Raw genomic sequence first — 12690 nt, 5'->3', positions numbered from 1 at the left:
CGGACGGCTGGTTCCAGGAGTATCGTTGGGCCGTCGGCAATGCCCGTCCGCTCACGACGGCCTGCAGCGAAGGAGGAGCCATGGAGAAGCCATTGACTAAGAAGGATCTCGAGCTGATCGATGCCTGGTGGCGCGCCTGCAATTATCTGGCGGTCGGCATGATCTATCTCAGGGACAACCCGCTGCTCAGGGAGCCGCTGAAGCCGGAGCACGTCAAGCACCGACTGCTCGGTCACTGGGGCGCGAGCCCCGCGCTGTCCTTCGTCTGGGCGCATCTCAATCGCATGATCGTCAGGCACGACCTCGACATGCTCTTCGTCGCCGGGCCCGGCCACGGCGCCCCCGGGGTGCTTGGACCGGCCTATCTCGAGGGCACCTATTCCGAGATCTATCCCGACAAGAGCCAGGATGCGGAGGGCATGCAGAAGTTCTTCAAGCAGTTCTCGTTTCCCGGCCACATCGGCAGCCACGTCACGCCGGAAACCCCGGGCTCGATCCACGAGGGCGGCGAACTGGGCTACAGCCTCTCGCATGCCTACGGCATGGCCCTCGACAATCCCGATCTCATCGTTGCCTGCGTCGTCGGTGACGGCGAGGCGGAGACCGGCCCGCTCGCCACGGCCTGGCATTCCAACAAGTTCATCAATCCCGTTCGTGACGGGGCGGTCCTGCCGATCCTGAACCTCAACGGCTACAAGATCGCCAATCCGACCATTCTCGCGCGCATCAGCCACGAGGAACTGGAAGCGCTGTTCATCGGCTACGGCTACAAGCCCTTTTTCGTCGAGGGCGACGATCACGCCGGCATGCACCAGAAAATGGCGGCCACCCTCGAGCAGGCGATCGGCGAGATCCGCGCGCTGCAGCAGAAGGCCCGCAAGGCCGGAAAGGCATTCCGCCCGCGCTGGCCCATGATCGTGCTGCGCACCCCGAAGGGCTGGACGGGGCCGAAGTCCATCAAGGGGCACAAGGTCGAGGGCTCCTGGCGTTCGCACCAGGTGCCGATCTCCGACGTGCGGGACAACCCGGCGAACCTCAGGCTGCTGGAAAGCTGGCTGCGCAGCTACAAGCCGAAGGAGCTGTTCGATGCGGCAGGCCGGCTGGTTCCGCAACTCCGGGCCCTCTCGCCGAAGGGCACGCGCCGCATGAGCGCCAACCCGCATGCGAATGGCGGCTTGCTGCGCAAGGAGCTGAGGTTGCCCGATTTCCGCAAGTATGCGGTCAAGGTGCCGTCACGCGGCGCGGTGGAGCACGAGAACACCAGGCCGCTCGGCGAATTCCTGCGCGACATCATGAAGGACAACATGACGAGCTTCCGCGTCTTCGGCCCGGACGAAACTGCCTCGAACCGGCTTCAGGCCATCTACGCGGCGAGCAAGAAGACCTGGATGGCGGACCTGCTGCCGGAAGATGCCGATGGCGGGGAACTGTCCCGCGACGGGCGCGTGATGGAGATGCTCTCCGAACACACGCTGCTCGGCTGGCTGGAGGGCTACCTGCTCACCGGCCGGCACGGGTTCTTCCATACCTACGAGGCCTTCGCCCACGTCATCGACTCGATGTTCAACCAGCACGCCAAGTGGCTCGACATCTGCAAGAACCACGTGCCCTGGCGGGTGCCGGTTTCCTCGGAAACCATCCTGCTGTCCTCGACGGTCTGGCGCCAGGACCACAACGGATTCTCCCACCAGGATCCCGGCTTCATCGACCTCGTCACCAACAAGGGTCCGTCCGTGACGCGGGTGTATCTGCCCCCCGACGCCAACACGCTGCTCGCCGTCGCCGATCGCTGCCTGCGCAGCACCGACTGCATCAACGTCATCGTGGCCGACAAGCAGAAGCACCTGCAGTTCATGGCGATCGACGAGGCGATCATCCACGTCGCCAAGGGGCTGGGCATCTGGGCGCGTGCGAGCACGGATGCCGGCGAGGAACCCGACGTGGTGCTGGCGTCCTGCGGTGATGTCGCCACCATGGAAGCGCTGGCGGCCGCGGCGATCCTCCGGGAACGGGCAGCGGACCTGAAGCTGCGTTTCGTCAACGTCATCGATCTGTTCAGGCTGCAACCGGTCTCCGAGCACCCGCACGGTTCCACGGAACGGGAGTTCGACAGCCTGTTCACCACCGACAAGCCGATCATCTTCAACTTCCATGGCTATCCCTGGCTGATCCACAAGCTCGCCTACCGCTTCAGGGGGCACGACAACATGCACGTGCGCGGCTACAAGGAGAAGGGCAACATCAACACCCCGCTCGAGCTGGCGATGCTCAACGAGACCTCGCGCTTCCACCTGGTCATCGACGTGATCGACCGCGTGCCGAAACTGCGCACCAGGGCGGCTCACCTCAAGGAGGAGATGAAGAACGCCATCATCGAAAACATGCGCTACGCGCACGAGCACGGCACAGACCGGCCGGAACTCGCGCACTGGATCTGGCCGTACTGAGTCCGTGGCGCGGACGGCGGACGCCAGGCACTGGCCGACGAGGATCGTGCAGGCGGCTTGCCCGCCCCGGCTCAGTTCAGGTCGTCGTCCTTGTAGTACCTGGTTCCCTTGGCGGTCAGCTCCAGGGCCAGGCCGTCGTCGGTGATCTGGTAGAGCCAGACGCCGGGTTTCACCGACATGGCGCCGGCGAAGGCATCGCCCTTGTCGGCGGCCTTCGCGGCGGCGGTCGCCTGCGCGCCCAGCTCCCAGCCGGAGTCGATGAAGGCATCGAGGTCCGCCTTCTTCTCGAAGACCCACACCAGCCGGAACTTCTTCACGCCGATGCCGAGACCGGCCTGCACTTCCACCATCTTCATGTAGGTGATGGCCCTGGTCTTGCTGTTGACTGCGATGCCTTCACCAGCGCCGCCGCCGGCCACGAATATCTTGGTGCCGAAGGCGCTGAAGACCGCGTAGCCGGCGGACTTCTTCACGGCGGCCCGTGCTGCCGGTTGCGCTGCATAGAGCTTGTCCAGGGTCTCGTTGGAGATCTTGCGCACCTCAGCGCGCTCCTCCTCTTTGGACGCGGCCGGGGCCGTCGGCATCCAGGCCACGGACGCCAATGCCAGCGCAAGGCCCAGGAAGGTCCGGGTTGTCGTCGTGCTCGGCATGGGGATGCTCCCTTGATGTTGTGGTTGCCTGCCGCCCACTGGTCGGCAACGCCATGACGGTGGCGAATCCATGGCCTGCCCCGGTGCCGGAGCACCGGGCGTTCGCGTCAGGCCTTGTCGCCCGGCTTCCGTGCAGCAGGCGCGTTGCGGACGGCGCCGAGGTAGTCGCGGGCGGCGGCGCCCAGCCAGGCGTCGTAGCTGGCGTAGAGGAAACGCACGCCGAGCGCCAGTGTCGCGGCCACATCGGCGGCCCGCGCGATGTTCGCCCCGGCGACGGCATGGCCGGGACCGAGCGCGGCGATGCGCGACAGCGTCGAGGCCATGGCGCGCTGTACCTCCGGATGGCCGGGGTTGCCGAGATGACCCATGGACTGCGCGAGGTCGTTCTGCGCGACCATGGCGACGTCGAGGTGCTCGACGGCGGCAATTGCCTCGGCATTCGCCAGCGCCTCGGGGTCCTCGAGCTGCACGACCACGACCGTCTGCGCGTTTTCCTCGTGGAGGAACTGCGGCTGACCGTAGGACCGCCGGCCGAGGGTGACGCCGCGTTCGCCGACCGGCGCGAACTTCACCGCCCGCACGATCGCGCGGGCCTCGTCCGCAGTGCGCACGCCAGGGACGACGATGCCGTGGGCGCCGAGGCTGAGCGCGCGCACGATCAGCGAGGCATCGAGCCGCGACACCCGCACCAGCGCGGACATGCCCCAGAGGTCGGCGGCGCGGGACTGGTCACCGAGGCGCTCCCAGCTGAGCGGCCCGTGTTCGCCCTCGATCCAGAAGCCGTCGAGGCCGAGGCTGCCCATGAGGTCGATGGTATCGGCCGATCCGGAGTGCCCGGCGGTGACGACGGCCACCTCGCCGGCACTCAGGCGGCGCTTGACGGCATTGGGCGGGCGGCGGACTGCGGTCATCGGGCGGAGCTACAGGGACACTGACTGGCGTAGCGTAGCATGGCCCATCCAGGCAGAAAAAATATGTCAGGCACCATTTACGCCAGAAAAAATATGTCAGGCACCATTTACGATTTACGCAGGCACCATTTACGCACGTCCCACTTGTGGTTTCACCCCGGGTTTGCGTCAATTCGCCCTGCATGAGCCAGACTCCCGTATTGCCGGAACCCACGACGCTGACGTCGGTGGCGCGCGTCGTCGCCGACACCTTGCGTGAGGCCTACGGCCAGGATCCGGCGCCGGTGCTGGCGGCGGCGGGTCTGGACGAGGCAGGGCTGCACGCGCCCCGGGGTCGCTCGGTGGCGGCAGCCATGCAGCGCCTCTGGCAGGGGGCGGTCCGGACGACGGGCGACGCCGGCTTCGGGCTGCGCGCCGGCGAGCACATCCGTCCCGTGACTTTCAGCGTGCTTGGCGTCACCTGGATGGCCAGCGGCACCCTGCGCGAGGCCCTGCAGCGCCTGTGCCGCTACAGTCACGTCATCAGCACCCAGCCGCACCAGCTGCGGCTCGATACCGACACCGATCCGGCCTGGCTGCACTTCGAGTATCCGGCGAAGCTGCTGCTCGAGCCTGCGGTGATCGTGGACGCGCTGTTTGCGGCCGTCGTCACCCTGGCCCGCATGGTGACGCGGCCGGCGTTTGCGCCCGCGGCACTGCGTCTGCGCCACGGCGACACCACCCGCAGCGGCGCGTACCAGCGCCTGTTCGCCTGCCCGGTGAGCTTCGGCGAGACCACGGATGCCATGGCTTTCAGCGCCGCGCAGCTCGACACGATCCTGGTCGGGCATGAGAGCGAGGTGGTGCGTACCGCCACGCTGGAGGCCGAGCGCTACCTGCAGGGCATGCGCTTGAGCCCGCTGGCCACCGAGGTCCGCCACCTGCTGGTGCAGCTGCTGCCCTCGGGGGATGCCGCCCTGGAGGAGATCGCGCGGCGCCTCGATCGTGGCGTCAGCACCGTGCAACGCCAGCTGCAGGACGAGGGCCTGAGCTATCGGCAGTTGCTGGAAGCCACGCGGCGCACCCTGGCCGAGGGCTACCTGGCCGATCGGCGCCTGTCGCTGGGCGAGGTCACCTACCTGCTGGGCTTCGCCGACCAGAGCAGCTTCTCCCGGGCCTTCAGCCGGTGGTACGGTGCCAGCCCGCGGCGCTACCGCGATGGCCTGCACGCCGGACCCGCCGGGGGCCGATGATCGCACCTCCCAACCAGCCACTGGAGATTACCCCCATGAACAGATCCATTGCCTTGTCGGCCGCTGCCGTCGTGCTGCTGGCCGCCTGCGGCGGCAAGCCGCCTGCCGAATCAGCCCAGGCGCCGCCCCCGGCGCCCGAGGCCGCGTCGCCCGCCCCGGCCCAGCCCGCGCCGGTCACGGTCGAGAACATCGTCGAGAAAAGGGCCGTGGTCGAGGCCATCAACCTGGAGAAGCGCCTCGTCACGCTGAAGGCAGACAACGGCGAGGTGGTCACCATCGAGGTCGGCGACCAGGTGCGCAACCTGCCCCAGCTCAAGGTTGGCGACCATGTGGTGGCCCGATACTACGAGGCCATCGGCGCCAGGATCAGCACGGCGAAAACGCCGGACTCGCCGACCATCGACCTGGCCGCCGAGCGCGCGCCCGAAGGCGCCATGCCGGGCGCTGCGGTTGGCCAGCGCGTCACCGTGCCCGTCACCATCGTCAGCGTCGCCAACGACGGCAAGGTCGTGTCGTTCTACGGCGACGATGGCCTGCAGCGTGTCATCGAGGTCCAGCGGCCGGAAGGCCAGGCCTTCGCGCGCGGCCTGAAGGAAGGCGACATGGTCGAGCTCACCTACACCGAAGCGCTGGCCATCAGCGTGGAGCCGGTGGCAGCCGGTAGCCAGCCCTGAATGGCGCCAGGACGCCTCCCCATCGGGGGAGGCGTCCTGGCGGTCAGAACCGGTAGGCCACGCCGGCCAGGAACACCTTCACGTCGTCGAAGTTGAAGCCGTACTCGGCCATGCCTTCCCAGTGCGGGGTGAAGCCCACGGAGGCGCCCACCGACGGATTCCAGGGATTTTTCGGCCCCTGGTCGGCCTCGAAGGTGATGCTGCCGACGCCGGGAACCTCCACGGTCGATCGGGCGATGTTGCGCGTGTCCCAGTACATGAGCCCTGCCCACGCCCGTACCGGCATGTTGCGCACCCGGCCGTTCCAGCCGGAGCGCATCGATACCACCAGCGCGCGGAAGCTGTCGTCGAAGCCGATATCGGTCTGCGTGTAGTTGGCATCGGCCATCAGGAAGAACTCCTTGTAGCCTGCCGCCACCGTCAGCCCGCCGCCACCCACCATGCCGGTGAGGCTGGTCTTGCCGGCGAATTCGAAGCTGCGCATACCCGGGCCGGGACCGGGCAGGGGAATCGTCACCAGGGCATGGGTGGTCGAGGTGTTGTCGATATCGCCGAGCAGCGCGTAAAGGTTGAGGAAAGGCAGGATCCAGACGTCGAACCGGGCCAGCACCACGTTGACGCGGCTGGTGGAACCGAGTTCGACGTAGTTGCTCACGCTTTGCACGGCTGCACCGTCGATGCCGATGCCGAGGTCGGTGACCTCGATGTCCCGCTCGAGGTAGTTGTAGATGGCAGACGCGCCGAAAGGCAACGGCAGGTCGTAACCGCGCATGCGCGCTTCATCCGCCATCAGGGGAAGGAAGGATGACCAGCGCTCAGCGTCGCCCGCATCCGGGCTGGCCATGGCCGGCGCTGCCGGATCGGCCGGGGCGGATTCCCGGGCTGGCGCGGCGTCTGCGCGCTGCATGTCGGCCAGCAGGGCTGCGGCGCAGACCGCCATCGCAAAGCGTCGTATTCCGGTCACGGTCGCAGCCACGCACTGCCAAGGACGACGTAGATTACAGGGTCGTCGGGTCCCAGGGCGAGGTCCAGGCCCATGTGCAGGCCGTAGCGACTCGCCACCAGGTATCGCAGGCCGGCGCCTCCTGCGAGGACCTCGGACTCGCGATCCGGCGTGGCATCGCCACCGCGGGCGATGCCGCCACCGGCAAATCCCGCCAGGCTGAAGCGTGGATGAAACTGCCAGCGCAGCTCACCCTCGACTTCCGCCGCCTTCTCGCCTTGGTAGGCGAGTGCCTGCACGCCGCGCAGGGCCACGTAAGGACGCAGGAAGAATGGCGTGCCGCTGCTGCTGGTCTTGCCGGTTGCGCGGGCGGCGAGGAACAGGTTCGCGCCCAGCGGCCGGTAGTACAACCCTGTCAGCGTCCACTTTTCGAAATCCCGGTCGCCGCCGAGCCAGTCGCGGAAGACCTGCGGGGACAGGTCCAGGTACCAGCCCCGGGTAGGCGTGAAGAAATTGTCGCGGGTATCCAGCGTGATGGTGGGGGTCAGCATGCCCAGCCGCAGGTCACGATCCTCGGGCGTGAAGCCGGGGAATCCCGCCGGCGGCTCGCCCGGCGAAACCGTGGTGTTCACCAGCGCGTAGCGCAGGCCGACCCACAGGGGCAGGGTGCCCCAGCGGTAGCTGCCGCCGGCGAGGCCGCCCCGTGCTTCCACGGTGTAGTCCAGCGGGTTGTCCGCGCTGACGTGATCGCCGCCGAGTCCGAAGAACTCCAGGTCGACATGCGTGCTGGCCATGCCCGCGATGGTGTGCAGCCGGTCGTCGAGCCAGCTGCCCAGGTGCAGCGCAAACACGCCGCCGGTGCCGTTCTCGGTGGCGAGGCCACCCACAGCGGTGATATCTGGCCGTGCATAGCCCGTCGCTTCACCCGGCGCATTGCGGTCGATGAAGACCAGGGCACCCAGGGCGCCATAGCCCACGGCGGGTTCGGTGATGGGCGTGACCAGCGGCAGGAAGCCGTGGGCATGGTCGAGGAAATCGCTGGCGTCGAACCAGCCGTCGCCAGCATCGCGTGGCGTGGTGGCTTGCCGCGCCTGCTCTGCTGCCGGGGCGGCCATGGTGGCCGCCAGTGCGGAAATGACTGCCAGGCAGAGCCCGGCACCGCCGCAGGTGCGCCTGCCTGGCACATGGCGCGTCCGGTCGGGTTGCCACGGGGCGTTCCTCACCGGCCGGCAGTATACGGCTAGAATGCTTGGCTTCCGCCATCCGGAGATGGACCGGACAGGACCGCCATGAAGAGTTTCGTCACCGAATCGGCCGCCTTCGTGCTGCTGGCCTTTCCGGCCCTGTTCTCCATCATCAACCCCCTGGGTGGCGCCTTCATCTTCCTGTCCGCCACGCAGGGCATTTCGCGCAGTGCGCGCCGCGCCCTGGCTCGCAGGGTGGCGATTTTCTGCTTCGCGACGCTGGTGGCGTCCATGGTGGTGGGCATATTCGTGCTGCGCTTCTTCGGCATTTCCATGCCGGTGCTGGGCGTGGCCGGCGGCATCGTCATCGCGCTGTCGGCGTGGAAGATGCTCAATGCCGAGCAGGACAACAGCGGGCGTGAATCGATGCTGCAGGCCTCGGCCGAGCGGGACGTGGAGAACATGGCCTTCTACCCGCTGACCATGCCGATCACCACCGGGCCTGGCACCATTTCCGTCGCGGTTGCGCTCGGTACCCGGGGGGTCGCCGAAGGCAATCCGGTGCTGTTCGCCTTCCAGGTGCTGCTCACGGCCGTGCCCATGAGCCTGCTGATCTACCTGCTCTATGCCTCCTCGGGGCGGCTGGCGCGGGCCGTGGGCCCGACCGGCACCACCATCATCGCCCGGCTGTCCGCCTTCCTCCTGTTCTGCATCGGCATCCAGGTGATGTGGGGCGGGATCGAGGAGCTGGTCCGCGGGCTGACCACGACCCACTGACCGGAGTCGCGCTAAGATACCGGCGGATTCCGTAGCTGAGGGGGAGAAGTCCATGAACCGTCAGTGCCGTCTGTCCGCCGTGGTTTCCGCCGCCATCCTGGCTGCCATGGCCACGTTTGCCGCCCTTGCCCTGCCGACCGCCGCGCTGGCGAAAGAAGAACTGCCGAAGCAGACCGAGGACGGCCTGGTACTCCAGAAGGGGGAGGAGGCCGCCGTACTCTACGTCCGCCCGGGTGTGGATTTCAGCCAGTACAAGCGCGTCGCCATCCTCGATTGCCCGGTGGCCTTCCGCAAGAACTGGGACAAGGACCATCGGTTTGGTCCCGACCGCGTGACACCGAAGGAAATGGATGCCATCCGCAGCTGGCTCTCGGCCGAGTTCCTCAAGGTGTTCACCGAGGAGCTGCAGAACAAGGGTGGCTACACCGTGGTCAAGGACGCGGCGGAGGATGTCCTGGTGCTGCGCCCGGCCATCATCGACCTCGATGTCACCGCGCCCGACACCATGAGCGCGGGGCGCAGCTACACGCTGAGCGAGGGCTCCGGCGCCATGACGCTGTACCTGGAGCTGCATGATTCGGTCACCGGGCAGATCCTGGCCCGGGCCATCGACCGCGGTGTCAGCCGCGGCATGGGGCGGATCCAGTGGCAGACCAGCGTGACCAACAGCGCCGAGGCGGACCGCATCCTGCGGCGCTGGGCCGACGCGCTGCGCAAGCGCCTGGACGAGGCCCATGCGGTGGCGAAGGCGACGCCCTGAGCATCGCCGCAGCCTCTGCACTGCCGGCAGCATCACAACACAACAGGAGTACACCGGTGAAACACAACCTGCTTCCGTTCCTGGCGATCGTCGCCGCCTGCTTCACGGCCGCCACTGCCGACGCGCAGTCCTTCGGTGCCAGCAAGCCCGGCAACCGTGCCGACCACTGGGAGGCCTATGCCGGCGGCCGCTACATTTTCAGCGAGACCGTCGATTTCAAGGGTGGCTCCACCATCGACAGCGACGACGACCTGGGCTTCGCCTTCGGCATGGGCTACAACATCGACGACCACTGGCTGGTGGGCGGCGAGCTGAACTGGAGCAATGTCGACTACAAGGGCGTGCTGAAATCGGCCAGTTCTCCCGGGGCCACCAGCAAGCTGTCGGGCGAGTACGAGACCTTCGCCCTGTCGGCGAACCTGACGTATCACTTCATCGACGGTCCGCTGACGCCCTATGTCAGCGCCAACCTGGGCTACACCTGGGTGGACTCCAACATCGCCGATGGTCCGCCGCAGACCGGCTGCTGGTGGGATCCGTGGTGGGGCTACATCTGCGACACCTGGGTGGACACCAAGAGCGCCGAATCGCTGTCCTACGGCCTGGGTGCCGGCGTGCGCTGGGAATTCAGCCGTGGTGGCTTCCTGCGCGCCAGCTACAACCAGCGCTGGCTGGATTTCGATGAAGCCAGCGGCACGCCGAACTTCGGCGGCGTGTTCCTCGATATCGGCAGCAAGTTCTGAGCGAGACCGTGCCGCGGCATCAGCCGCGGCACGGTTTGCCTTCGTCGGCGGGATTTCGCGGGGAGGGGGCCACGCGGATGGTCAGGCGGACGGTGCGCAAGGCAGCAGCGGTCCTGGTGATCCTGGTGGGTGCCTCGGCCGCCGGGCCGGCATGGGCGGCGCCGCCTGCCGCGACCGCGGCGGGCGACGACATCCCCTCGGCGGCGGTGCAGGTCGACGGCCGCACCGTGTTCACCGTCCGTGGCTCACCCTCGGTGCCGGCGAGCGAGCGTGCCGAACGCATTGCCGGGCGCATCCGCGAAGCGGCGCGCAATCCGGCCATCACGCCGGCTGACGTCACGCTGCTGCCCGTGGCCGGCACCTGGCAGATCATGGCCGGGGCCGAACGCATCATGACGGTGTTCCAGGCCGACGGCGATTTCGAGTCGGTGGCGCCCGAGTCGCTGGCGGGGGTGTACGCCGAAGGGGTCCGCAGGGCCATCGATGGCTATCGCGCCAACCGCTCGGACGAGCACCTGGTGCGGGGCGCCCTGGTGGCGCTGGCCGCCAGCGCCGGCTTCGTCGCGCTGCTGTGGTTGCTGAACATCGCCTTCAGGCGTCTCGAGCGGCTGGTCGAGCGCCTGTTCCGTGCCCGCGTCGAGTCCCTGCCCATTGGCATGGGCCACGGCAGCCAGCTGTCGCTCTGGCGGCCGATGGCAAGCGGCCTGCGCGCCACGCGCCTGCTGCTGCGGCTGGCGCTGGTGTTCGTCTGGTTGCAGCTGGTGCTGGCGCAGTTCCCCTGGACCGGCTGGATCGCCGACAACCTCGGGCTGTTCGTGGTGCAGCCGGTGGTGCACATCGGCGAATCGCTGGCGGCCTACCTGCCGAGCCTGTTCTTCCTGCTGGTCCTGTTCGCGATCACCCGGTACAGCCTGCGGCTGCTCAAGGTCTACTTCGGCGCCGTGGAGCGTGGTGCCACGGAGCTGCCCCGGTTCGACCGCGAGTGGTCCTGGCCCACCTACAAGATCGTGCGCGCGGTGGTGCTGGCGCTGGCCCTGGTGATGGCCTATCCGTACCTGCCCGGCTCGGGTACCGAGGCGCTGAAGGGCGTGTCGGTCTTCGCGGGGTTGCTGATCTCGCTCGGCGCGAGTTCCGCGGTGTCAGGAGTGATCTCCGGCTACCTGACCACCTTCGGCCGTGTGTTCAAGGCAGGGGACCTGATCAAGGTCGGCGAGGTCATGGGCGTGGTCACCGAGGTGCGGCTGCTGACCACGCGGGTGCGCACCATCCGCAACGAGGAGGTCACCATCCCCAACGCCACCATCACCACCAGCAGCCTGGTCAACTACAGCGTGCTGGCGCGGACGCGGGGCCTGGTCCTGCAGACCGAGGTCGGCATCGGCTACGAGGTGCCCTGGCGCCAGGTGCACGCCATGCTGGTGGATGCGGCGGCACGCACGCCCGTGGTGCTGAAGGAGCCGGCACCCTTCGTGCGGCAGAAGCAGCTCGGCGACTTCGCCGTGGTCTACCAGCTCAACGCCTACAAGGATTCGGCCGAGGGCCTGATGGACGCCTATTCGGCGCTGCACCAGAACATCCTCGATGTCTTCAACGAGCACGGCGTGCAGATCATGACGCCGGCCTACGAGGGCGATCCGGCGGAGCCGAAGATCGTGCCGCGCGAGCAGTGGTACGCGGCGCCCGCACAGCCGCCAGCGGCGCGGGGCGAGGGTCCGGCCGGTGCCACCGACCGGACCCCGCGGAGCTAGCCGCCCGGCTGGGAGAGGGGCTGCCCGGCCGGCGCCTGCGGGATCAGCGGGATGCTGCGGGCGAGGGCGAAGGCAGTGATGGCGTCGAGCTTGTTCTCGAGCTGGTAGAAGCGCGCCACCTTGGTCTCGGGCAGCACCTTGAGGAACTTGCGCAGGTAGCTCTTGCGAAGGTCCAGCAGCTTCTCCTGGTACTTGAGCCCGTCCTTGGTCAGCTGCCTGGCCACGTCGTCGCTGAGGTTGTCATAGTGGGCAGCGTAATCGGTGATGACCTTGACGCGCAGGTCGCCGATGGCCTTCGCCTCGGCGGCGTACTTGTCATAGAGCGGCCAGAACGCCTGGCTCTCGGCCGAGGTCATGGCGAGGCCCTGGCTGATGATCATCTTCCTCTCCGTCTGCACGATGGTGCGCGCCTGCTCGGTGGCCTCGGTGAGGTCGGAGAACGTGGGATTGACCTGCGCCGGGGCCAGCGCGGGCAACGCCAGGGCCACCATGGCCAGGGTGAACAGTCGGGAACGCATGGGGATTCATCCTCTGTGGGGAAACGACGGCCGCAGTCTATACCGCACCTGAACCCGGGCCAATGCGGCCGGCGGGCACAGGCTAGAATCAAGGGACGGAGGA

12 protein-coding genes are annotated in these 12690 nt (G+C 67.7%); 7 read left to right on the top strand and 5 right to left on the bottom strand.

Translation table 11 applies throughout. From position 1 onward, the window contains the following. Window positions 1-80 precede the first annotated feature (80 nt). Window positions 81-2447 carry a phosphoketolase family protein gene (locus tag HRU81_09675; protein ID QOJ32353.1) on the top strand — a complete coding sequence of 789 codons (2367 nt, stop codon included), beginning with the start codon at window positions 81-83 and terminating at the stop codon, window positions 2445-2447. 71 nt (window positions 2448-2518) lie between these two features. Here the strand turns inward: HRU81_09675 and HRU81_09670 are convergent, their stop codons facing one another. Together HRU81_09670 and HRU81_09665 are read right to left on the bottom strand one after the other, a co-directional pair. Further along, complete coding sequence (locus tag HRU81_09670; protein QOJ33358.1) at window positions 2519-3031, bottom strand: hypothetical protein; 513 nt, start codon at window positions 3029-3031, stop codon at window positions 2519-2521. A 173-nt stretch (window positions 3032-3204) separates the two neighbouring features. Then, window positions 3205-4008: a hypothetical protein gene (locus HRU81_09665; protein ID QOJ32352.1), complete on the bottom strand. Its 804-nt coding sequence runs from the start codon at window positions 4006-4008 to the stop codon at window positions 3205-3207. A 182-nt stretch (window positions 4009-4190) separates the two neighbouring features. Between HRU81_09665 and HRU81_09660 the strand changes: the two genes are divergently transcribed. Both HRU81_09660 and HRU81_09655 read left to right on the top strand, forming a co-directional pair. Beyond that, window positions 4191-5240: an AraC family transcriptional regulator gene (locus tag HRU81_09660; GenBank protein ID QOJ32351.1), complete on the top strand. Its 1050-nt coding sequence runs from the start codon at window positions 4191-4193 to the stop codon at window positions 5238-5240. A gap of 35 nt (window positions 5241-5275) precedes the next feature. Then, window positions 5276-5914 (top strand): hypothetical protein, encoded by a 639-nt coding sequence (locus tag HRU81_09655; protein QOJ32350.1) that lies wholly within the window; start codon window positions 5276-5278, stop codon window positions 5912-5914. 43 nt (window positions 5915-5957) lie between these two features. Here HRU81_09655 and HRU81_09650 read toward each other — a convergent pair whose 3' ends face one another. Beyond that, a complete protein-coding gene (locus HRU81_09650; GenBank protein ID QOJ32349.1) occupies window positions 5958-6878 on the bottom strand; it encodes a hypothetical protein in 921 nt (306 codons plus the stop codon). Continuing rightward, complete coding sequence (locus HRU81_09645; GenBank protein ID QOJ32348.1) at window positions 6875-8041, bottom strand: BamA/TamA family outer membrane protein; 1167 nt, start codon at window positions 8039-8041, stop codon at window positions 6875-6877. Before HRU81_09645 ends, HRU81_09650 begins: the two co-directional genes overlap by 4 nt. A 105-nt stretch (window positions 8042-8146) precedes the next feature. Between HRU81_09645 and HRU81_09640 the strand changes: the two genes are divergently transcribed. From HRU81_09640 to HRU81_09625, 4 genes are all read left to right on the top strand, one after another. Further along, window positions 8147-8818 carry an NAAT family transporter gene (locus tag HRU81_09640; GenBank protein QOJ32347.1) on the top strand — a complete coding sequence of 224 codons (672 nt, stop codon included), beginning with the start codon at window positions 8147-8149 and terminating at the stop codon, window positions 8816-8818. A 52-nt stretch (window positions 8819-8870) separates the two neighbouring features. After that, window positions 8871-9578 carry a DUF3313 family protein gene (locus HRU81_09635; protein ID QOJ32346.1) on the top strand — a complete coding sequence of 236 codons (708 nt, stop codon included), beginning with the start codon at window positions 8871-8873 and terminating at the stop codon, window positions 9576-9578. A gap of 56 nt (window positions 9579-9634) precedes the next feature. Next, entirely contained in the window at window positions 9635-10321 is a 687-nt protein-coding gene (locus HRU81_09630; GenBank protein QOJ32345.1) for a porin family protein, read from the top strand. Between the two features lie 77 nt (window positions 10322-10398). Next, entirely contained in the window at window positions 10399-12069 is a 1671-nt protein-coding gene (locus tag HRU81_09625) for a mechanosensitive ion channel family protein (protein QOJ32344.1), read from the top strand. Here HRU81_09625 and HRU81_09620 read toward each other — a convergent pair. Beyond that, complete coding sequence (locus tag HRU81_09620; protein ID QOJ32343.1) at window positions 12066-12587, bottom strand: hypothetical protein; 522 nt, start codon at window positions 12585-12587, stop codon at window positions 12066-12068. The two genes, HRU81_09625 and HRU81_09620, sit on opposite strands and share 4 nt — an antisense overlap. Between the last annotated feature and the right edge of the window lie 103 nt (window positions 12588-12690).

The organism is Gammaproteobacteria bacterium, assembly GCA_015709695.1.
GTDB lineage: Bacteria > Pseudomonadota > Gammaproteobacteria > Steroidobacterales.
This window is presented reverse-complemented; position numbering and strand designations above follow the sequence as displayed.